The following is a 20,015-nucleotide window of genomic DNA, read 5'->3' as shown; positions in this document are numbered from 1 at the left end:
TTGCGGCGAGCCCCACCACCGCGACGGCGAACCGTCAGCTCCCATAATGCCAGAAGCCGTCGCGGGTACAAGTCCGGATGCGACGGTGTTATGGTTACGGCACGCACCACGGTGATGAGGCTCACCGGCAACCGCGGGTCCCCGCTGATGGCTTCTACCTGAATGTGACGCTGCACGCGTCCGGGTAGAGGAGCGCCGATGACCGACCGCGAGGTAACGCCCACCAGTCTGCTGTTCCCACCCGGCCAGCCGAAGCAGCTGGCGGAAGAACAGCCGGGATGCTTCCCTGATCTCGGCCTGGATCAGATCGTCACCGACGTGCTCGGCGACGACCCGCTGGAGCTGGCCGCGGTGTTCTGGACCGTGGCCGATGCTCCCACGGTCGAGTACCGCCACGGCGTTTTCGCCGATCTCGACACTCCAAACGTGATTGCTGCCTGCCGCACGTTCGTCGCAGGCATCGCGGCGGTGCGGGAATCCCTCGGCCTGGCCCGGCGATTGCGGTATCCGCGACAGGCCCAGCGGGTTCTACTGGATGCCGCCCGTCAATACGCCGGCGTCGTAGGCACCGCCGCCGATGCTCTGACCAGGTGCCCGCTCCGCTCGGAAGCGTTGCAAGCCGCCGCACAAGTACTCGCCGAGTATGTTCGCTCTGAGCCATTCACACGCCTGAGCATGGATGCCCGCTCGGTCGCTGCACAACTGGACGCGGTCAAGTACGACTTCCACATTCAGGGCGGAAGCGTCACCGTTCTGGCAGACGCAAGCGGCACGGATCAGAGTGCTGCTGTCGCCGGCGCCTTCGCCCGCTTCAAAGAGACGGACGCGGGTTCGCATCGCACACGGTTCGTCGACGCTGTCGAGATGAACCGCGTCGAAGCGGGCGTCCTCGACCTCGTTGCGGAAGTCTTCCCCTCCGCATTCCAAGCGCTCGAACGCTTCGCCGGCGAGCATGCCGCATTCCTAGCCACGACTGTCGCGCGATATGAACGCGGACTGCACCTGTACCTTTCCGTCTTGGATCACCTGAAGGCGGCGGCCGGAGAGACACTACCTACCTGTTTGCCCGAACTCACCACGGACCGAAGCGTGCAGGTCGTCGACGGCTACGACCTGCAACTCGCCGCCCAACCGAAAACCCGCGCGTCCATCGTCCCGAACGACATCCGTCTCGCGCCGGGCGAGCAGTTCCTTGTCGTCACCGGGGCCAACCAGGGTGGCAAGTCGACCTTCGCCCGCGTGTTCGGTCAGCTGCACTGGATGGCCGCGCTCGGGTTCCCGGTCGCCGCACGCACCGCACGGCTGGCTCGCTTCGATCTTCTACTGACGCATTTTGAGCGTCAGGAGGACCTCGCTCTGCTGCGAGGCCGCCTCGAAGACGACCTCATCCGCGTACGGGACATCCTCGAGCGCGTTACCTCAAACTCCATCGTCATCGCGAACGAGCTCTTCAGCTCGACCACCGCCCAGGACGCGCTCTCCCTGAACGAACGCGTCCTCCACGCGCTGCTCGACGCCGGCGCAATTGGGGTCACGGTCACTTTCCTGGACGAGCTGGCGGTGATGACGCCGTCAGTGGTCAGCGTCGTGGCCGAGGTCGCTGCGGACGACCCCATGCGCCGCACATTCCGCATTGTCCGCCGGCCACCGGATGGACTCGCGCACGCCACCGCGATCGCCGAGAAGTACGGATTATCGCCACAGCGCATCCGAGAACGGGTCCTCTCATGAGGCCGCGACTGCTGTATCGCGACCGTGACGCCACGGTCGAATACCAACCTGATGAGCTTGCGCGCGACCGATTCGTCGACCTCGAGCTTGGCGCTCTCGTGCGGGCGATGGCCCGCGACGATACGACCGTCGAGACCGTCGCGACGGCGATGCTGCACCAACCGCTCAACGACCCAGCCGCCATCGCCTACCGACAGGCGGCGGTGCGGGACGCCCTAGCGAATTCCGAGACGATCCTGGAGCTCTATCAGGCGCCGAAGCACGCCCTGGACGAGGTCAAGAAGGCATACGGATGGGGACTGTTCACGCCCGCCGGGGTGGTGCATCACTCCATCGAGGTGCTCCGCATCCACGTTCGGCACCTCCAAGCACTGCGCGAACTCGCACGCGCGAACGCCGCGACATTCCAGTCGCAGGCGTTCACCGATTTCTTCGCTGCACTCGAACAGGACGTGTCGGACGAGTGGCTCGAGCAAGTCACCGTGCTGCTCACTGAGTTGACCTTCCCCCACGGCGTCGATGCAGCCGCCACGCTCGGCACCGCGAACAAGGCCACCGGTATCACCCTGACTCGGCCACCGCTGACCCGACCCCCGCTCCTGGTGCGCCTGGGGTTCCGACGCCCCGACCACACCTTCACCCTTCCCGACCGTGACGAAGCAGGATACAAGGCGCTCAGCGAGCTCAAGGACCGCGCACTAGACCCGGTCGCGGACGCGCTCGGTCAGGCGGCCGATCACCTCACCGGCTTCTGGAACGCCCTACGGACAGAGGCAGGTTTCTTCGTCGGCGCGTGCAACCTTCACAATGCGCTGAATTCCTTCCAAGAGCCCGTTGCATTGCCAAGCTTCCACGCGTCCCCGGGATTCACCTGCACCGGTCTCTATGACGCGGCGCTGGTCCTGTTGTCCGGGTCACCGGTCGTCGGGAACACGCTGGACCTGAACCACACCACCGTGACCGTCATCACCGGCGCGAACAGAGGAGGCAAGTCCACCTTTCTCCGCAGCATTGGCCAGGCCACCTTGCTAGCGCACTGCGGCCTGTTCGTGCCGGCCGAGTCCTTCTCCACAGCCTTGCGCACCACCATCCACACCCACTTCACCCGCGAGGAAGACGCCGCGCGAACCAGCGGTCGCCTCGACGAGGAACTGGCACGCATGAGCGCCACCGTCGATGCAGCCCAACCGGGCGGGCTCACCCTGCTCAACGAGTCCTTCGCATCGACCAACGAACGCGAAGGCTCAGAAATCGCCCGAAACGTCATCGGGGCGCTCCGGGACAGCGGAGTCTCCGTCGCCTTCGTCACCCACTTGTACGAGTACGCGAGCCGTGCTCACGAGGAGAAGCGAACGGACACCGTCTTCCTCCGTGCCGGCCGAGAGGACGACGGACACCGGGACTTCCGCATCCAACGGGGCATCCCACTGCCCACCAGCTTCGGCGCCGACCTGTATGAACGGATATTCGGGACGACACTGGACCCCGACGAACTGCAACCGACACTCCCATCCCAGGGAGCGAGATGAACGACGGCCCGCACCCGCTCCTCCTCGTCCGGCACGGCCAGACCGCCCTCAACGCCGAAGGCCGACTGCGCGGGCTCGCCAACCCGCCCCTCGACGAGACCGGCATCGCCGAAGCGCGTGCTGTTGCCGACGCGCTCGCCTCTCGTGGAGTCGTGGAAGTTCGCTCCAGCCCCCTCGACCGCGCCGTCACAACAGCGCGGATCATCGCTGAACGCTGCGGTTGCGCGGTGGAGACCGACTCAGCGTTCAACGACCGCGACTACGGACACTGGACAGGCCAGGTCAAACAGGAGGTCGTCGCAGAGTTCGGTAGCATCGACGCCGCTCCGGGCGTGGAGCCCCTCTCCCGTGTCCTCGAGCGGGCCATGCGCGCGCTCGATCGGCTCGCGGGAGCGTCCGACGGGGCGGTGTGCGTCGTCACCCACGATGCGGTCATTCGACCGCTCCTTGAAGCCATCGACCCGGCAAGTCGGACCGCACGTGTGCGTACGGGATCCTGGAGCGAACTGCTGCTCGAGCACGGCGTGTGGTCGGTTGTGCAGCTGGACCAGGAGCCGATTCCCGGCACGGCGTGAGGTTCCGCGCACAACTGACCGCCTTCCTCGGGCCCGTCGCCCCGTTTTGTTCTGTGTGCGTCGATCAGCGGCCCGCGAGGACATCGAGAACTCGCTGGACCGCGGAGGTCTCGCGGTCGCCGCGCCAGATCGCGGTCAGGGGCCGCACGATCCGCATTGCGCGCAGAGTCACCCGGCGGAGGACGCCGGTGGCGAGCTGCTCGCGAACCGCCAAGATGCTCAAAACGGCGGGGGCCTGCCCGGCGGCGGCTGTGGAGCGGATGGCGCCGGCTGTCGACAGCTCTGCGGCCGGGTCGACCGGCGGGTGCCCGGCTTCGGTCAGGGCACGCTCGAAGGCGAGGCGGGTGCCGGAGCCGCGCTCGCGGGAGAGCACGGGAGTGGAGGCGAGTTCAGCGACTGTGACGCCGGATCGTCGGTTCGCCCACGGGTGCGTCGCACCCACGACGACGATCAGCTCGTCGGTGGCGAAGTTCTTGAAGGCGAGGTCGTCGGGGATGTCGGGTGTCTCGATGAACCCGATGTCCACGTTGCCGGCACGGACGCTCTCCGCAACGGTGGCGCTGTTCAGTGCGATCAGCTCGATCCGGAGAGCCGTATCGGCCGTGCGGAGTGCGACGATCCAATCGGGTGCGAGGTGCTCGGCGATCGTCAGGCTGGAAGCGATGCGCAGACTCGTGGACGATGTCGACCGGAGCGTGGTGGCCGCCCATGTGAAGCGGTCGGCGGCTTCCAGCAGCGGTAGGGCCCATTCCGTCACCAACACCCCGGCTTCGGTCAAGGAGGTCCCCTGCGGCGTCCGGTGGAGGAGCGTGATGCCGATCTCTCGTTCCAGCGAGGCCATCCGCGCCGACACCGCCTGCTGCGAGACGCCGTTCTCGCGGGCGGCGCCGGAGAGGCTCCCGGACCGTCCGATCTCGGTGAGCAGGCGAAGGGTGTCGATGTCGACCCGAATGGACATGCGACCCCCCGATACAAGAACGCCTTGTGACGTTACAAGCGTAGGCCCGTCGCGCTCGACCGCGATGACCGACAGTCTGGAAGCATGAAATCGGTCACCCTCTCGCCGGCGCCGGCGCCGGCGCCGGTCGCATCGCGACGGTTGCTCCTTCGCGACCTCGTGCACCCAGCGCAGGCGTTCTCGAACATCACCCCGAACTGGTTCGCGTCGGTTATGGGAACCGGTATTGTCGCGAACGCGGCTGCGACTCTCCCGATCATCGCGCCGGTGCTGCGCATTCCGGCGACCATCGTCTGGGCAGTCGCTGCCCTGTTGCTGGTGGCACTTGTGGGCGCTACGGCGGTTCATTGGCTCCGCCACCGCCAGACGGCGCTCTCTCACCACCTCAACCCGGTGATGGCGCACTTCTATGGCGCCCCGCCGATGGCGATGCTGACGGTCGGCGCGGGAACACTGCTGCTGGGGAAAGACGTGATCGGCCTCCCGGCCGCCGTGACCGTCGACTCGGTGCTGTGGGCCATCGGAACTGTGCTCGGCCTGTTCAGCGCGATCGCGGTGCCCTACCTCACGTTCACGCGGCACGAGATCGCCGAAGACTCGGCTTTCGGCGGGTGGCTGATGCCGGTCGTCCCGCCGATGGTCTCAGCGGCGACGGGTGCGCTGCTGCTGCCGTACGTCCCCGCCGGCCAGCCCCGACTGACGATGCTGCTCGCGTGCTATGCGATGTTCGGCCTGAGCCTTGTGGCTTCGGTGATCGTCATCACCTTGATCTGGGGGCGCCTCGCCCGGCACAAGGTCGGTGCGGCGGCGGCCGTCCCGACACTCTGGATCGTGCTCGGGCCGCTCGGGCAATCGATCACTGCCGCGAATCTTCTCGGGGGAAACGCCCACCTCGTCTTTTCCGGGACCTTCGCTCGCGGCCTGGAGCTGTTCGGCATCGTCTACGGCGTCCCGGTCCTCGGCTTCGCACTGCTGTGGGCCGCGCTGGCGGGTGGGATCACACTCCGGACGGCGCGCGAGAAGCTGCCGTTCTCGCTGACCTGGTGGTCGTTCACCTTCCCGGTCGGGACCTGCGTGACCGGCATCACCGGCCTCGCCCTCCACACCGGGTCTGTGGTTCTCCAGGGGCTCGCGATCATCGCGTACGCAGGACTTGTCACGGCGTGGATCACAGTCGCTGTGCGCACCTTCCACGGCAGCGTCATCCGGGGGACTCTCCTTGCCCCGCCGATGCCGGTGGCGTGAAGGAGGCCGCACCTCGACCCATGGACACGGCACTCACCAGTTCAAAGACGCAACGAGTGCGGGATCCGCACGTGGCGCCGCTCAACCGACTGGTGGAATCGTGGCGGTCAGCAGACACCCGACGATTCGTTCCGTGGTTCGACCCCGATGACGGTGGGGTGAACGCCCGGGTGCTGGTCCTGCTGGAGCGCCCTGCGCCCAGCACAGTGGCGGCGGGCTCGAAGGGCTTCAGCTCTGAGGACAACGCATCCGCAAGCTCGCGTGCATTCCGGGCGGCGCGGATGGCGGCAGGCGTGGATCGCGGAGACATCCTACGGTGGAACATCGTTCCGTGGGTTTCGACGGGTAGCCTGTCGCCGCTCCGGATCGCGGAGATCGACGAGGCGCGGGACGCGCTGCATGTGTTGCTGTGTGCGCTTCCGCGGCTTCGCGGCATCGTCGCCCTCGGCTCTGCGGCGCTCGCCGGCAGCATGCGCTATCTCACCCTGCACGACGGGCCGGTGGTGCTGCCGGTCTTCGCGGCACCGCACCCGTCGCCGGCCAACGCCGCGCGCCGTGCCGAGCGGCCCATCCGTATCGCCAACGCGCTGCGTCGTGCCCGCGACTGCTCCGGTTGACAGTGTGCCACCGTCGACCGGAATGGGATGGTCGCCAGGGGCACCGGATCATGGGTCCGCAGCTGGGACTGTGACTGAGGGCTTGTACACAGTGGAATGGATCGAACGGAAGAGGTGACCGTCGCGGTTAGGCTTCCAGAGCCGCGCTTGCGGAGTCCGCCGAGAGGAGTCTGCCGATGAAGACCAGCATCCCCAGCCCGCCGCCGGAGTGGGCTCAGTTCCAGCTCGGGCCCGTGACCATCCACACCTACGCACTGTGCATCCTCGCCGGTATCGTCGCCGCGGTGCTCATCACCGGGCATCGGCTCGACCGGCGGGGAGTGCGGCGAGGGGTGGTGCTGAATGTCGCCCTCTGGGCGGTGCCGCTTGGCATCATCGGCGCTCGGTTCTACCACGTCTTCACTCACGTCGGCGACTATTTCTTCCCCGGCGCGAATCTGTGGAACGTTCTCGCGATCTGGGATGGCGGAAACGCCCTCTACGGTTCGCTTCTCGGCGGCGCTCTCGGCATCCTGATCGCGTGCCGCCGGACCGGACTGCGGTTCTGGGCGTTCGCCGACGCACTCGCGCCCGCTCTCCTCATCGCTCAATCGCTCGGTCGTTTCGGCAACTATTTCAACCACGAACTCTTCGGACTGCCCACCACCCTGCCGTGGGGGCTGCAGATCGAGGCAACGAACGCGAAGTTCCCGCCGGGGCTGCCGGCGGGCACGCTCTTCCACCCGCTGTTCCTTTACGAGATCATCTGGAACCTGGTCGGGGTGGCGCTCATCTTGTTCCTCGAGCGCCGCTTCCAGCTGCAATGGGGCAAGGTTCTCGCGCTTTATCTCATCTGGTACGGGTTGGGGCGCAGCTGGCTGGAGGCGATCCGGATTGACCCGACCTCCGACGGGTTCCTCGGCATACCGGCCAATGTGTGGGCCTCGTTCGTCGCGGTCGTGATCGGTGTTGTGCTCTTCATCGTGCAATCCCGTCGCCACCCTGGTGTCGAGCCGTCGCCGTTCACCGGCCGGGACTCGCCCGCCGCCGCGGGGCTCTCCTCCGCCGTGGTCACGGCTGGGGCTGAAGCGCAGGCGCAGCGCTGACTGCGCACGTAAAAAGCAGATCCCGGAGGTACGGTCACGCTTCTCGGCGGACCGGACCGGGGGCACGGTTCGTGCGGGTTTTTACGGGCGCACGTACGCCCAGCCCTCGCGCTGGCGTATGACCAGGTGGGCGACTCCACTTGGCACGACCACTGCGCCGGGCAGGAGCCGCTCCCGGGCGATGTTTGCACTGCTAAGGGTGTTGCCGCAGGCGTCGACCGTCAGGCCGCGATCCTGCAACCCGCGGACGTCCTCGCTGTGCGGGCTGCCCTCGAGGAGGAGGTCGATCCCGGCTCCGTGGACGACGAGCTCGACCCGAGTCTGCGGGCCCAGAGTATCGAGCAGGTTGCCGAGATTTCTCAGCACCGACGCGTGTTTGGCCGGCTCGCCTTCGTCGAGGTGGACGACGACGCCAGTGCTGGATTCCGTCACGGTCTCAGGCGAGCGTCATGAAGAGCTTTTCGAGCTCTTCGACGGTCATCGGATCGGTGGTGTCCTCCGGGTCGTTCAGGCATTTCTGCATGGCGGTGGAGATGATCTGAAAGCCGGCCTTGTCGAGTGCGCTGGAGACCGCGGCCAGCTGGATGACCACGTCTCGGCACTTGCCGCCGCCCTCGACAGCAGCGATCACGGCGTTCAACTGGCCCTGTGCGCGGCGAAGCCGATTCAGGACGGGCTTGATGTCGGCTGGGGTGGTGTTCTCTGCCACGGTGTCCTACTCTCTGCGTACCCACCAGGGTATAGCGACTGCTCAGGCTTGGGCGGCGGGGGCCGAAGTCGATGACCGAATGCTCTAGGACGCTCCTTCGCGCTCAGCCTCGGCCGAAGAGGCGTCCCAAGAACCCGCGGCCGGAGACGGCCGCCCTCTCGGCGTCGGTGTGGGTGCCGTTGCACCACTGGTTTGCGGGCACAGCGCGGCGCACGTCGGAGACATGCTGCCCGCAACCGCTCCAAGTCGTCTTGCCACAGACCTTGCAGGTGACGGGATAACACATGGATTCGTCCTCTCGATGAGCGGCTTCGGGTCGGTGCAAAATATACCCTCCCCCGTATAGTACGATACCCGGGAGGGTATAACAAACGACTCTCGGGAGGAGCTCGCAGAATGAGAACGATCATCGTCGGCGGCGTCGCCGGAGGCATGTCGGCCGCCACCCGGCTGCGCCGGCTGGATGAGACGCGCGAGATCGTCGTCTTCGAGCGCGGCCCCTACGTCTCCTACGCGAACTGCGGCCTCCCGTACTACGTCGGCAGGGTCATCCGCGACCGGTCGTCGCTGCTGCTGCAGACGCCGCAATCACTGGCGTCCCGGTTCCGGCTCGACGTCCGCACCGGGCACGAGGTGCTGGCCGTCGACGCCGCGCGGCGCACGGTCACGGTGCTCGACGCCGCGAGCGGCGAGACGTCGACCGAGGGCTACGACGAGCTGATCCTCGCGGTCGGCGCGTCCGCGCGGGAGGCGGCGGGGCACCCCGGCATCCCCACGCACACGCTGCGCACGGTGGAGGACGTCGACGCGATCGGCGCGCTGGTCGCGGCGGCGGCCGACAACCCGTCGGCGCTGGTCGTCGGCGGCGGCTTCATCGGCCTGGAGGCCGTCGAGAACCTCGTGCGCCGCGGCATCCACGTCACGCTGATCCAGCGCGGCCCGCACCTCCTCAGCCCGCTGGACGCCGAGATGGTGGCGCCGTTGGAGGCCCAACTGAGCAGCCACGGCGTCGACGTGCGCACCGCCGTCACGATCGACGCGGTGGAGGGCGGCGTCGTCGTGCTCGCCGACGGCAGTGCGCTGCGTCCCGATTTCATCGTCGACGCGTCCGGCGTGACGCCGAGCGTGGACCTCGCGCGCACCGCCGGCCTGCGGCTCGGCCCGACCGGCGGGATCGCGGTCGACGCGCAGAACCGCACCAGCGACCCGCACATCTTCGCGGTCGGCGACGGCGTCGAGAAGATCGACGCACTGTCCGGCGACGCGGCCCTGGTCACGATGGCCGGCCTGGCCAACCGGCACGGCCGCTCGGTCGCCGACGTGATCGCGGGCCACGAGGAGCGCAACACCCCCGCGCTCGGCACCGCCATCGTGAAGGTCTTCGACACCGTCGCCGCGAAGGTCGGCTGGAGCGAGCGACAGCTGCTGTCGGCCGGACGCGAACACCGCGTCATCCACACCCACCCGACCTCGCACGCGACGTACTACCCGGGGGCGCAGCCCATGTCGATGAAGCTGCTGGTCGACCCGGCCACCGACCGGATCCTCGGCGCGCAGATCGTGGGCGGGGAGGGCGTGGACAAGCGGATCGACGTGATCGCGGTGGCGATGGCGGGCGGCATCACCGCATCCGGTCTCGCCCGCCTCGAGCTCGCGTACGCGCCGCAGTTCGGCTCGGCCAAGGACCCGGTGAACCAGCTGGGCTACGTGGCCGACAACCTCCGCACCGGCGCCACCCGGGCGATCCAGTGGCACGAGCTCGACTCCGCGGTCGCGGCCGGTGCGACCCTGGTAGACGTCCGCACCGGGGGAGAGTACGCGGCGGGCGCGATTCCGGGAGCGCTGCACATCCCGGTCGACGAGCTGCGCGACCGACTCAGCGAGTTGCCGGCCGGACCGGTCGTGGTGCACTGCCAGGTGGGGCAGCGCGGGCACACCGCTGCCCGCATCCTCGCCCAGCACGGCTTCGACGTCGTCAACCTCGACGGCGGCTACCGCACCTGGGTGGCAGCGTCCGCCGAGTCGGCCCGCCGATTGGCTGCGGTGTGATCGCGGGTGCGTGAGGTGAGCCGGCGGCCTTCGTCGTCACATGCGCTCCTTGATTCCGGCCCGGATGAGCAGCCAGTTGACGGGGTAGGCGGTGGCGAATCCGAGCAGCATGGCCCACTGCATGGCGAACCAGAATTCGGGGGAGTTCACCGGCGCACGGCCGCCGAAGAGGGCGGGAAACAAGAGGAGTTGGACGAGCGCCATCGCGCCGTACATCCCGACCTGCCAGGAGGTGATGGAGGCGGCGTCGGCTTTGAGCGCTTCGGTCAGACCCTTGCGGAGCCCGAGCCCGCGCATGGGAGCGATGGCGAAGTACTGGAAGACGATGCCGAGTCCGAAGGCGAGGATGAAGTCGAGGATCCAGACGGCGAACATCTTGTCCTGGAAGAGCCAGCCCCAGCCGAAGGCGACGGCGACGGCCGGGAACAGGAAGGCCACCCATTCGGCGATGAGGTCTCCAAGGGCGCAACCGGCGCCACAGTGGTTGGCGCCGGTGCCGACGGCCACGGCCATGGGCGTCTGCGCGTCGCCAGGGTTCGCCGCGGGTGTTCGTCCCCAGCGCAGGTAGCCCCCCAACCAGAGCGCGCCTCCGAAGAGCATGGACACCGGCCAGACGACGTTCATGACGGCCATCTTCTGAGGACGCCGGATCACGTCGACGGTCACGCCGAGCGCACAGGCGATCCCGAGGGACAGTGAGGCCCAGGCGATGAGGTTGAGCCAGGTGGGGAAGTCGCCGAGCGCAGGTGTCATACCTTCCTCCTTACCCGGATGTCGAGTCGAGTTGTACCCATTGAGATCGCCCGCCGTCCCAGGGCCACCAGCCGCTCCTGCTATCGATCTGCGGCGGTTGGGCGGCCTTGAGATTCAGGCGGTCGGGATGCGCAGCTCGACCACCGTGCCGCTCACTCCCGTGGAGGCTACCCGGACGTCGCCACCGTGCCCGGTCGCGATCTCGCGCACCAGGGCAAGTCCTATGCCGTAGCTGGAGCGCTCGTGTCGCGGGTTGTTCGGCTGGGCGCGGGCGAATCGGTCGAAGATCCGGGACGGGTCGATGCCGGCGATGCCGGTACCCTGATCGGCGAGACGAAGGAGCGCGTCGTGACCGTCGCGAGCCACCGTCACGGTCACCTTCGTACCGGCCGGTGAGTGGGCGAGGGCGTTGTCGATCAGGGCCGTCGCGCAGCGCTGGATACTTGATGCCGGGACGCGGGTCGCCAGGAGCGCCTGCCGTTGGAGCACGAGTTCCACCCCTGCCTCGGCCGCAAGGACCTGCAGCGCCTCGACGGCGCGTTCGACAGCCTCCGTGAACGATGACGGTGGTGCGTCCGCGGCTGGGCTGGTCCCCGCAGCGAGCAGCAGGTCGTTGACGACCTCGATGAGGTTATGGGCGTCAGCGCGGAGCTTGGCGACCGTGGGTGCGGACGGGTCGTCTGGAGGCAGGCTCCGCTGGAGTGTCTGCAACCGCAGGTCGAGGACGGCGAGTGGTGTGCGGAGCTCGTGGCTGGCATCCGCCACGAAGTCGCGCTGGAGCTGGAGGGCGCGCCCGAGTGGCCGCACTGCCCTGCGTGTCACGATCAGGCTCATCATGCCGGCGACAATCACGGCCAGGACGCCGACGACGATCAGAGCCGCCATCGCTTCGGTCGTGTCGATGTAGATCTTGTGCTCGCCGGGCTTGGGCGGCTCGTTGACCTCCGAGGGGCGGAGCTCGTCCAGGATGACGAAGAAGGCGATGCCGATGACCGCCACCGCCAGGGCTCCGGAGGCGAGGGTGAGCTGCAGTCCGACGATCCTCGACGCCCGTCGGACCTCACGTGAATCGCTCTGACGGGCGTCGTTCACGGCTGGCCCAGCCGGTAGCCCTCGCCACGCACCGTGGTGATGATTTCGGGGTCGGTCTTTCGGCGCAGGTAGTGCACGTAGGTGTCCACAGTCCCAGGCTGTTCGTCTGCCTGGAACACCGCGTTCAGGATCTGGGGTCGGCTGAAGATGCGCAACGGGTTCTCGGCGAAGAGCTTCAGCAGCGAGCTTTCGCGTTCGGTCAGTTGAATGCGGCCATCGTAGGGGGAGTAGATGCAGCGGCTGTCCGGGAACAGCCGCCATTCGCCGATGGTCAGCTCGCGGCCTTCACCGGTGAACGTCCGCGTCAGGGCGCGCAATCGTGCTAGCAGTTCGTCGAACTCGAAGGGTTTGACGAGGTAGTCGTTCGCTCCAGCGTCGAGCCCCTCGACGCGATCGTTCAGAGCGCCGAGGGCTGTCAACATCAGGATGGGGGTCACGATGCGCCGCTGGCGCAGCGTCCGGACGATGTTCGCGCCGCCCATTCCGGGAAGGCGACGGTCGAGGATGATCGCGTCGAAGACACCGGTGAGGCCGTGCTCCAGGCCGGATGGTCCGTCGCTCACCCGGAGCACGTCGTAGGTCTCGGCGAGCATGTCCTCGATGAGCGGGCCCAGCTGCGTATCGTCCTCGACCAGGAGGAGGCGGAGGCGATCGTCATCCATGGTTTCAACCTAACGCCACAGCCGATGACGCCTCTAAGTCCCCGACCCGACGGCGGCTTAGAGATTGCTTAGTGGCGAGTGGGTTGACTAGCTCGGCACGTCCTTCGAGAGGAGCTCACATGTATCCGGCTCTGCTGCGCACGCCCCGTCATTGGGTCGCGTGGACCATCGTTCTGTTCGCGGCGACCTTCCTCCTCGGCTTCGCTGCGAAACTGGTCCCGGCGCTCCGGCTCGACGGTCTCGCCGCGTCGGTGAATGCGGTGAACTCCCCCCTCCTGGATCGCACGGCCCTGCTCCTGGACCAGCTGGATCACGTGTTCGTTGTCGGCTGCATCCTCGTGGTCGTCTTCGTCGTCGTCCTCTTCGTGAAAGGCTGGCGAAGCGCTGTGGCGGTGTGCCTGGTCACCGGCTTCGGATGGATCACGACGCTGGCCGTCAAGGCGATCGTCGCCGAGCCGCGATCGACAGCCGCTCTCGCGCACCAAATAGCCGTCGCCCCGTCGACGCTCAGCTTCCCGAGCGGGCATGTCGTCTTCGCCGTCTCGCTCACCGCTGCGCTGGCGATGGTCTGCCGCAGCGCCGGGTCGCGCGGTGTGGTGATCGCCGTCGGTGCCATCTTGGTGCTGCTGGTCGCGTGGTCCCGGCTGTACGTCGGAGTGCACTATGGCGCGGATGTGGCCGGATCCTTTATCAACGGCGTCGCCGGCGCCATCCTGTTCGCCGGGTTGTGGAACCTGGTGGCCGCACGTGTGTTCGTCAATCGTCGGCGACAGGTTCCGATCTCGTCGTGACGCGGCCTCCGTTCTGAGGCCGGCCCCGACGATCCTGCCGCCACCCGACAGAAAGGATCGAAATGATCTCGCGCGCTTCCATTCCCCTCCTCGATGCGTCGACCTGGCTCCACGCTTTCGGTCCATGGGTCCTCGTCGGCATCGCTGTCGTCGTCTTCATCGAGTCGGGGTTGCTCTTTCCCTTTCTGCCGGGTGACTCGCTTCTGATCACTGCCGCTATTCTGGCGCCCCAGCTCGGCATCCAGGTCTGGCAGGTCGCTGTCGTGGCCGCGGTCGCTGCCTTCGCGGGCGACCAGGCCGGCTACTGGCTCGGAAAGCGGTTCGGGAGGCGGCTCTTCAAGCCGGATGCCCGCGTCCTGAAGACCGAGCGGCTCGAAGCCGCAGAGGCGTTCTTTGCGAAGTACGGCGGACCCTCGCTGGTTCTCGGCCGCTTCGTCCCGTTCGTCCGCACCTATGTGCCGCTCTCGGCCGGGATCGCCGCCATGCCGTACCGAAGGTTCCTGATCTGGAATGCGCTCGGCGGCGTCGCCTGGGTGGCGGTCATGGTCCTTCTCGGGATCCTGCTCGGCGGGATACCGTTCATCGCGAACAACATCGACGTGCTGATGATCGTCGTCGTGGCAGTCTCCGTGCTTCCCGTCCTGATCAGCGCGCTGCGTCGCCGCGCCAGGACGCGCCGCGACGCCCGCCTCCGCACAGAGAGCGGGCACGCCGACACGTCCAAGATCTCATAGCGACGGATGCATCGAGACCCGTGGACCGCCCGATGTAGGCTCGGCCAGTGCTGATCCTGCGCGAGTTGCTCCCTACCCTGTTCGGAGTATCCGTCCTGGCGCTCATCGCGACGGCCGTGCTCGCTGGTTACCGTGTCCCTCACCGGTGGGCTCCGCTGTTCGCCATCGTGCGCGGCGCCGCCCAGCTCGCCATCATCAGCCTCGTGCTCGCTGGCGTGATCACCAACCCGCTTTGGGTCGCGCTCGCGCTCCTGGTGATGTTCGGTGTGGCCGCAGCCACCGCGACGCACCGGGTGGGCTGGTCGGGCGACCACGCCTTCATGATGGTTACCGCGATGGCTGTGGGCGTGGTGGTCACCCTCACCATCGTGTTCGCATCAGGAGCGCTCACGTTCTCCGCCCGCTACGCGCTCGCGATCGGCGGCATCATCATCGGTAACGCGATGAGCATCGCCACCCTCAGCGGCCGCCGCTTCACCGAGGCGGCCGGCGACCGCTGGGACGAGGTCGAGGGATGGCTCGCGCTCGGAGCCACACCCCGTCAGTCCACGCAGCAGTTGGCGCGCACCGCGGTGTACTCGGCGCTCATCCCCTCGGTCGATCAGACCAAGACCACAGGTCTCGTCACGCTCCCCGGTGCGTTCGTCGGAGCCATCTTCGGCGGCGTCTCACCGCTGGAGGCCGGCCGGTTCCAGGTCGTGGTACTTGCGGCCATCATGTGCGCGGGATCGATCACAGCGGTCACGGTCGCAGCCTGGCTCGCGCCGGTGCGAGTTCGTCCTCCGTCGCTTCGGTAATGCCCTTCGCCGTCAGAGAAGGACCTCCGTGGCTGAGCACGTAGACCCGTCAGCGCAGCTGATGCTGCGCCACTGAGGCCCCGGGAGCCCGCCGATCTGCCGCGAGATAAGCCCGAAGGGCGCCAGGCAGACCGGCGGGAACGACAACGTGCGTCAGCGATCAACGATGACGGACCCGGACAGGTCACCAACAGCCACCACGACCGTGCTGCGGTGGCAGCGCCATCGACTTCACCAGCCGCTGTGACCGCGGGCATCGATGTGACCCAGCAGACCAATGTCGTCGGGTGCTGTTGTGGGCGGAGCCGCCCGCGGGCGGCGCTGCGTCAGCCGTGTTGTTTGTCTTTCCGCCGGCCGATCGTAGCTCGTTCCGGTGCTCCGTGCCGGGCTTTCGCGGCATATCCTCACTCGCTTCGCTCCCTCCGGTATTCCACGGTCCCGGCACTGCGTCACCTCCCACTCGCTCTCGATCTCTCCGCCGGAAGGCAAACAAGAACGAGAGACAGGGGAGTGATCATCATGCGGGTAATCGTCATGGACACCAGAAACATGCGTCCGGAACTGCAGAGTGGGCTGATCGGTGTGGTCGGCTCGTTCAGCCCGAGCCTGGAAGAGAAGAAGGAGTGCGTCGAGACCGTCAGCCGCTATGCGATGGATGGATGGGCGATCGCAGCCGACCCGCTCACGCCGATCGGACGATTGGCAGCGCTGACGGCAGAGGCGGCGTGCGTTCCATTCGTTCGCCTCAACGACCCTCGCCGACCCCAGCAGCGCGCGCGTAGCATGGGGGCCACGCGTAGTCCCGAGCGGGATTCCGCTGACCTCGACGGATCGCCGTTTCCCGCGCTGACACCCGAGCTCCGCAACGGCGGAGTCGGGCCGACTGGCTCGCGTATCGAGAACGGGGGTCGCTGATCATGTCCCGTCCTCCTTTGGTCTCCGAGACGTGGGGCACCGTCACCACGCGCATGCTTACGCAAGGCCGCTGGGCCGCGCGTGCCCGCTATCGCGACGTCGATGGTCGCACACGACAGATCGAACGCATCGGGCGCACCAAACAGAAGGCCGAAGCACTTCTCCGAGAAGCGATGCGGGATCGCATCAAGCCGCTCGGCGACGGCGAGCTCAACCCGGAGACCCGGCTCGCCGACCTGGCGATCGTCTGGTGGGACGAGTTCAGCCACACCTCCCGCTCGAACGGAACACTGCGTCGTTACGAGGCGGTCCTGGACAAGTACGTCGTGCCGAATCTCGGCGGTTGGATGATCCGTGAGGCCTCCGTCTCGAAGTTGGATCGGTTCATCAAGCAAACCGCCCGGCTGAACGGCTACTCGAACGCGAGCATCGCCGTCGTCCTGCTCACAGGGATGTTCGCCATGGCCGTCCGGCATGACGCGATCGAATCCAACCCGATGAAATCAGTCGCGCCGGTAGAGGAGCCGGATCATCAAGTCGCCACCTTCTCCCTCGAAGATGTCGCCGAGTTGCGGGAGATTCTCGCTCGCTGGGACGCCGGCTTGGACGCATCCGGTCGGCGCCGCGGCACCGATCTAGCGGATCCGGTGGACTTCTTCCTTGGCACGGGGTGCCGACCAGGCGAGGTGTTCGCGCTGATGTGGGAGGACGTCGACTTCACGATCCAGCCGTTCACAGTCGACATCCACCGGACCATGGCGAAGAACCGCGAAGGTCGCTGGACCGTGCAGAACAAGACGAAGACCGGCGGCGGCCGACGACTGTTCCTGCCCACGTTCGTGGGAAAGATGCTCCTTCGTCGACGCGTGGAATCCTTTTCGGAGCTCGTCTTCCCCTCCTCAACGCTCACGCCGCGAATCCCTGACAACTTCCGACTTCAGTGGCACATCGCATTGAAGGGCACGCGCTTTGAAGGCCGGGTGCCGAAGGAGTTCAGGTCCACTGTCGCAACGGCCCTTCGCGACGCCGTCGGCCTGGAGCGCGCGCAGCACCAACTCGGCCACTCGACGTACGCCACGACAGAGCAGTCCTATCTGCCGCGAGTTGTGCAGGTACCCGACTCGACGGCGATCCTCGAACGCTTCAATGTGCGCGGCGATTCAGGAGCCGGGCTGTCGTAGCTCACCGTTTACTCACCGCTTTGGGCGTGATCCACGGCGTTTCGTATAGATCACAGGAGTACGTCAATAGTAGGAAAAGCCCCGATCAACGAGCCTTAATAGGTCGAGTGGGACTCTCTGATATCCAGAGTAGGAGAAGCTGAGGTTCTACCATTGAACTACACTCGCGCGGCCCGGAATCCCAGTGATTCACTGGGATGGAGGCTGTCGCCCAGACTACCTGGTCGCCGGAGTTCGGCCAAACCGGTCGGGTGTACCAGCAGGGCATCCCTCCGTGTGCGGTGCCGACCTAGTGTCGAAGGCATGACCGACCACGCCACCACCTGGACCCCTGACGTGCTGCGGGCCATCGCCTCCACCGACGACTTCCACATCGCGCCGTTCCGGGCCGACGGAACCACGCTCGGCACCCTCACCTGGATATGGTCGGTCGTCGTCGATGGCAACGTCTACGTGCGCGCCTACAACGGCACGAACTCGCGCTGGTATCAGTCGGCGCGGTCGCAGCGCGCCGGCCGCATCACCGCCGGCGGTGTGGAGAAGGATGTCGCGTTCACCCCGATCGGCGATACCGAGCCCGCTGCCATCGAGCTCAACGACCGCATCGACCGCGCCTACGAGGCGAAGTACGGCACCAGCCCGTACTACCCGCCGATGGTGACGGCGAAGACGCGCGCGGCGACCGTGCGGGTCGACCCGCGCTGAGGGGCGACGCAGCCCTACCGCGCACCGAGCGCCTCCACCCGTGCCGCCAGCGCTCTCAGCGCCCGCTCCCGGTCGGCCGCTCCGTCGCTCCACAGCAGGTGCAACGCCGTGCCATCGACGAGCGCGTGCAGCGCATCCGCCTCCACCGCCTGATCCACGGAGGGCGACAGCTCCCCCGCGCGCGCCAGCTCGGCGATCAGGGCCGCGCACAGGTCGCGTAGCGCGGTGTTGAACGCGAGCAGCACCGGCCGCAGCCGTTCGTCGCTCAGTGCGAGCGCGCCCAGTTGGAGGTGCGCGGTCAACTCGACGCGGCGCTCGTCGTCGAGGGGCAGCAGCTCGTGCAGCACCGCGAGCACCGCCTCCCGGCCCTCTCCGCGGACCCGCTCGATGCGGCGGGTGACGTTCTGCCGGATGTGGCCGAGGCAGAAGCGCCGGAGCACGTCCTGGTCCGGGAAGGCGCGGCGGAGGGAGGCGGTGGCGATCCCGGCCTCCGCGGCGACGTTGCGGACGGAGAGCGCCGTGAGCCCGTCGCGGGACAGCACCCGCAGCGCGGCGTCGGCGATCTCGCGTTCGCGCTCCTCGTGATCGATCAGGCGGGGCATCGTCAGCTCGCCGTCGCGGCCGGCTTCTTCGGCCAGAGCGTGTAGCTGATCGCCCAGAGCGTGTCGATGCCCAGGATCACACCGAGCGCGGGGAAGAACGCCAGCAGCTCCGCCGTGCGCTCGGGAGCGCCGACGACGACGATCAGCGCGCCGAGGATCGCGGCGGCGACGAGGCAGGCGAGCAGTGTGCGGGCCACGTCCTTCCAGCAGGCGGCGGTGTAGGCCCAGCCCGTCGGCTTCACCCGCGGGGCGGCGCCGCGGAAGCGGTGCGCGAAGGCCGCGTCCGCCCAGGCGATCATGCGGTGCCCGTACGCGACCGAGATGCCGATGTAGAGCGCGGCGAGGCCGTGGTGCCAGGAGGCGGTCGCGCCTCCGATCAGGTCCGCCGCGACCAGCGCGAGGAGCACGACGTCGATCAGGGGAGCGGCGACGAGGAGGGCGGCGCCGAGCCGTGGTCGCCGGCCCGGGTACCGGGCGAGGAGGCCGGCGACGATGGCCAACCAGAACCCCACCTCGCAGGCGACGATCGCCCCAAGGATCATGACCCCGCCTTCCGTTTGTTAGCACGACTGTATCAACAAACTACACGGGAGAGCCTGCCCGTCACTCGTCGCACCAGTGCGACCCTGCGCGGGCGACGCGCTCCCCGATAGGCTGACCTCGTGCTTCTCTCCGACCGTGACATCAAGGCCGAGCTGGGTGCCGGGCGCATCGCGCTGGAGCCGTTCGAGCCGGCCATGATCCAGCCGTCGAGCATCGATGTGCGGCTCGATCGGTTCTTCCGGCTGTTCGACAACCACAAGTACCCGTTCATCGACCCGGCCGTCGATCAGCCCGAGCTGACGCGGTTCGTGGAGGTGGATGCCGACCAGCCCTTCATCCTCCACCCCGGCGAGTTCGTCCTCGGGTCGACGTTCGAGCTGGTGAGTCTGCCCGACGACGTCGCCGCACGGCTCGAGGGCAAGAGCTCGCTCGGGAGGCTGGGGCTGCTCACACACTCCACGGCCGGCTTCATCGATCCCGGCTTCTCGGGGCACGTGACGCTCGAGCTGAGCAACGTCGCAACCCTGCCGATCAAGCTGTGGCCGGGCATGAAGATCGGCCAGATGTGCTTCTTCCGGCTCTCCTCCGCTGCCGAGAAGCCCTACGGGTCGAGCGAGTACAGCTCCCGCTACCAGGGGCAGCGTGGGCCGACGGCCTCCCGCTCCTTCCTCAACTTCCACCGGACCGACGTCTCCAGCACGGAGGCGGGACGGCCGGTCGGCTGACACCAGCACCGGACCAC

General features: G+C 67.5%; 23 protein-coding genes and 1 riboswitch. Of the genes, 14 read left to right on the top strand and 9 right to left on the bottom strand.

Translation table 11 applies throughout. From position 1 onward, the window contains the following. Nucleotides 1-101: 101 nt before the first annotated feature. Nucleotides 102-164, top strand: a riboswitch (Fluoride riboswitch). 34 nt (nucleotides 165-198) lie between these two features. The 3 genes from P5G50_RS01705 to P5G50_RS01695 are packed head-to-tail and all read left to right on the top strand — an operon-like array spanning nucleotide 199 to nucleotide 3,835. Then, the gene (locus P5G50_RS01705) at nucleotides 199-1,731 is read left to right on the top strand and encodes a MutS-related protein (RefSeq protein ID WP_301209966.1); all 1,533 of its coding nucleotides are present in this window, start codon (nucleotides 199-201) and stop codon (nucleotides 1,729-1,731) included. Then, nucleotides 1,728-3,260 carry a MutS-related protein gene (locus tag P5G50_RS01700; RefSeq protein WP_301209965.1) on the top strand — a complete coding sequence of 511 codons (1,533 nt, stop codon included), beginning with the start codon at nucleotides 1,728-1,730 and terminating at the stop codon, nucleotides 3,258-3,260. The genes P5G50_RS01705 and P5G50_RS01700 overlap by 4 nt, the downstream gene beginning before the upstream one ends. Next, nucleotides 3,257-3,835: a histidine phosphatase family protein gene (locus P5G50_RS01695; protein WP_301209964.1), complete on the top strand. Its 579-nt coding sequence runs from the start codon at nucleotides 3,257-3,259 to the stop codon at nucleotides 3,833-3,835. The genes P5G50_RS01700 and P5G50_RS01695 overlap by 4 nt, the downstream gene beginning before the upstream one ends. A 64-nt stretch (nucleotides 3,836-3,899) precedes the next feature. Here the strand turns inward: P5G50_RS01695 and P5G50_RS01690 are convergent, their stop codons facing one another. Next, complete coding sequence (locus P5G50_RS01690) at nucleotides 3,900-4,793, bottom strand: LysR family transcriptional regulator (protein WP_301209963.1); 894 nt, start codon at nucleotides 4,791-4,793, stop codon at nucleotides 3,900-3,902. Between the two features lie 84 nt (nucleotides 4,794-4,877). Between P5G50_RS01690 and P5G50_RS01685 the strand changes: the two genes are divergently transcribed. The 3 genes from P5G50_RS01685 to lgt all read left to right on the top strand — a co-directional run bounded on the left by P5G50_RS01685 (nucleotide 4,878) and on the right by lgt (nucleotide 7,740). Further along, complete coding sequence (locus tag P5G50_RS01685) at nucleotides 4,878-6,038, top strand: TDT family transporter (RefSeq protein ID WP_301209962.1); 1,161 nt, start codon at nucleotides 4,878-4,880, stop codon at nucleotides 6,036-6,038. 20 nt (nucleotides 6,039-6,058) lie between these two features. Continuing rightward, nucleotides 6,059-6,655, top strand: coding sequence for a uracil-DNA glycosylase family protein (locus tag P5G50_RS01680; RefSeq protein ID WP_301209961.1), 597 nt, complete (start codon nucleotides 6,059-6,061; stop codon nucleotides 6,653-6,655). A 176-nt stretch (nucleotides 6,656-6,831) separates the two neighbouring features. After that, complete coding sequence (gene lgt / locus P5G50_RS01675; protein WP_301209960.1) at nucleotides 6,832-7,740, top strand: prolipoprotein diacylglyceryl transferase; 909 nt, start codon at nucleotides 6,832-6,834, stop codon at nucleotides 7,738-7,740. Nucleotides 7,741-7,821: 81 nt separating this feature from the next. Here the strand turns inward: lgt and P5G50_RS01670 are convergent, their stop codons facing one another. The 3 genes from P5G50_RS01670 to P5G50_RS18665 all read right to left on the bottom strand — a co-directional run bounded on the left by P5G50_RS01670 (nucleotide 7,822) and on the right by P5G50_RS18665 (nucleotide 8,735). Continuing rightward, the gene (locus P5G50_RS01670) at nucleotides 7,822-8,172 is read right to left on the bottom strand and encodes a DsrE family protein (RefSeq protein ID WP_301209959.1); all 351 of its coding nucleotides are present in this window, start codon (nucleotides 8,170-8,172) and stop codon (nucleotides 7,822-7,824) included. A 4-nt stretch (nucleotides 8,173-8,176) separates the two neighbouring features. Next, on the bottom strand, nucleotides 8,177-8,449 hold the full coding sequence (locus tag P5G50_RS01665; RefSeq protein ID WP_301209958.1) for a metal-sensitive transcriptional regulator: 273 nt from the start codon (nucleotides 8,447-8,449) through the stop codon (nucleotides 8,177-8,179). A gap of 103 nt (nucleotides 8,450-8,552) precedes the next feature. Beyond that, complete coding sequence (locus P5G50_RS18665; protein WP_301209957.1) at nucleotides 8,553-8,735, bottom strand: hypothetical protein; 183 nt, start codon at nucleotides 8,733-8,735, stop codon at nucleotides 8,553-8,555. 110 nt (nucleotides 8,736-8,845) lie between these two features. Here P5G50_RS18665 and P5G50_RS01655 point away from each other — a divergent pair, with 110 nt between their 5' ends. After that, nucleotides 8,846-10,498 carry an FAD-dependent oxidoreductase gene (locus P5G50_RS01655; RefSeq protein WP_301209956.1) on the top strand — a complete coding sequence of 551 codons (1,653 nt, stop codon included), beginning with the start codon at nucleotides 8,846-8,848 and terminating at the stop codon, nucleotides 10,496-10,498. 36 nt (nucleotides 10,499-10,534) lie between these two features. Here P5G50_RS01655 and P5G50_RS01650 read toward each other — a convergent pair whose 3' ends face one another. The 3 genes from P5G50_RS01650 to P5G50_RS01640 all read right to left on the bottom strand — a co-directional run bounded on the left by P5G50_RS01650 (nucleotide 10,535) and on the right by P5G50_RS01640 (nucleotide 13,005). Next, complete coding sequence (locus P5G50_RS01650; RefSeq protein ID WP_301209955.1) at nucleotides 10,535-11,251, bottom strand: DUF4396 domain-containing protein; 717 nt, start codon at nucleotides 11,249-11,251, stop codon at nucleotides 10,535-10,537. A 114-nt stretch (nucleotides 11,252-11,365) separates the two neighbouring features. Continuing rightward, a complete protein-coding gene (locus tag P5G50_RS01645) occupies nucleotides 11,366-12,343 on the bottom strand; it encodes a sensor histidine kinase (protein WP_301209954.1) in 978 nt (325 codons plus the stop codon). After that, nucleotides 12,340-13,005: a response regulator transcription factor gene (locus P5G50_RS01640; protein WP_301209953.1), complete on the bottom strand. Its 666-nt coding sequence runs from the start codon at nucleotides 13,003-13,005 to the stop codon at nucleotides 12,340-12,342. Before P5G50_RS01640 ends, P5G50_RS01645 begins: the two co-directional genes overlap by 4 nt. Before the next feature lie 119 nt (nucleotides 13,006-13,124). On the opposite strand from P5G50_RS01640, the gene P5G50_RS01635 reads away from it, so the two are divergent. The 6 genes from P5G50_RS01635 (at nucleotide 13,125) to P5G50_RS01610 (ending at nucleotide 18,128) form a co-directional block, all read left to right on the top strand. After that, nucleotides 13,125-13,796: a phosphatase PAP2 family protein gene (locus P5G50_RS01635; RefSeq protein ID WP_301209952.1), complete on the top strand. Its 672-nt coding sequence runs from the start codon at nucleotides 13,125-13,127 to the stop codon at nucleotides 13,794-13,796. Between the two features lie 62 nt (nucleotides 13,797-13,858). Further along, nucleotides 13,859-14,530 carry a DedA family protein gene (locus P5G50_RS01630; RefSeq protein ID WP_301209951.1) on the top strand — a complete coding sequence of 224 codons (672 nt, stop codon included), beginning with the start codon at nucleotides 13,859-13,861 and terminating at the stop codon, nucleotides 14,528-14,530. Nucleotides 14,531-14,577: 47 nt separating this feature from the next. Then, nucleotides 14,578-15,327: an ABC transporter permease gene (locus tag P5G50_RS01625; protein WP_301209950.1), complete on the top strand. Its 750-nt coding sequence runs from the start codon at nucleotides 14,578-14,580 to the stop codon at nucleotides 15,325-15,327. 510 nt (nucleotides 15,328-15,837) lie between these two features. Beyond that, on the top strand, nucleotides 15,838-16,242 hold the full coding sequence (locus P5G50_RS01620) for a hypothetical protein (RefSeq protein ID WP_301209949.1): 405 nt from the start codon (nucleotides 15,838-15,840) through the stop codon (nucleotides 16,240-16,242). Nucleotides 16,243-16,259: 17 nt separating this feature from the next. Beyond that, nucleotides 16,260-17,423 (top strand): tyrosine-type recombinase/integrase, encoded by a 1,164-nt coding sequence (locus P5G50_RS01615; protein WP_301209948.1) that lies wholly within the window; start codon nucleotides 16,260-16,262, stop codon nucleotides 17,421-17,423. Nucleotides 17,424-17,726: 303 nt separating this feature from the next. After that, nucleotides 17,727-18,128, top strand: a complete 402-nt coding sequence (locus P5G50_RS01610) for a DUF2255 family protein (RefSeq protein ID WP_301209947.1) — start codon at nucleotides 17,727-17,729, stop codon at nucleotides 18,126-18,128. Between the two features lie 14 nt (nucleotides 18,129-18,142). Here P5G50_RS01610 and P5G50_RS01605 read toward each other — a convergent pair whose 3' ends face one another. Together P5G50_RS01605 and P5G50_RS01600 are read right to left on the bottom strand one after the other, a co-directional pair. Continuing rightward, nucleotides 18,143-18,730: a TetR/AcrR family transcriptional regulator gene (locus P5G50_RS01605; RefSeq protein WP_301209946.1), complete on the bottom strand. Its 588-nt coding sequence runs from the start codon at nucleotides 18,728-18,730 to the stop codon at nucleotides 18,143-18,145. 2 nt (nucleotides 18,731-18,732) lie between these two features. Then, the gene (locus P5G50_RS01600; RefSeq protein ID WP_301209945.1) at nucleotides 18,733-19,272 is read right to left on the bottom strand and encodes a hypothetical protein; all 540 of its coding nucleotides are present in this window, start codon (nucleotides 19,270-19,272) and stop codon (nucleotides 18,733-18,735) included. A gap of 120 nt (nucleotides 19,273-19,392) precedes the next feature. Here P5G50_RS01600 and dcd point away from each other — a divergent pair, with 120 nt between their 5' ends. Next, complete coding sequence (gene dcd / locus P5G50_RS01595; RefSeq protein WP_301209944.1) at nucleotides 19,393-19,998, top strand: dCTP deaminase; 606 nt, start codon at nucleotides 19,393-19,395, stop codon at nucleotides 19,996-19,998. Nucleotides 19,999-20,015 lie beyond the last annotated feature (17 nt).

The sequence above is a fragment of the Leifsonia williamsii genome (assembly GCF_030433685.1).
GTDB lineage: Bacteria > Actinomycetota > Actinomycetes > Actinomycetales > Microbacteriaceae > Leifsonia > Leifsonia williamsii.
The sequence above is the reverse complement of the archived record's forward strand: the minus strand, read 5'-3'. Positions and strand labels throughout refer to the sequence as shown.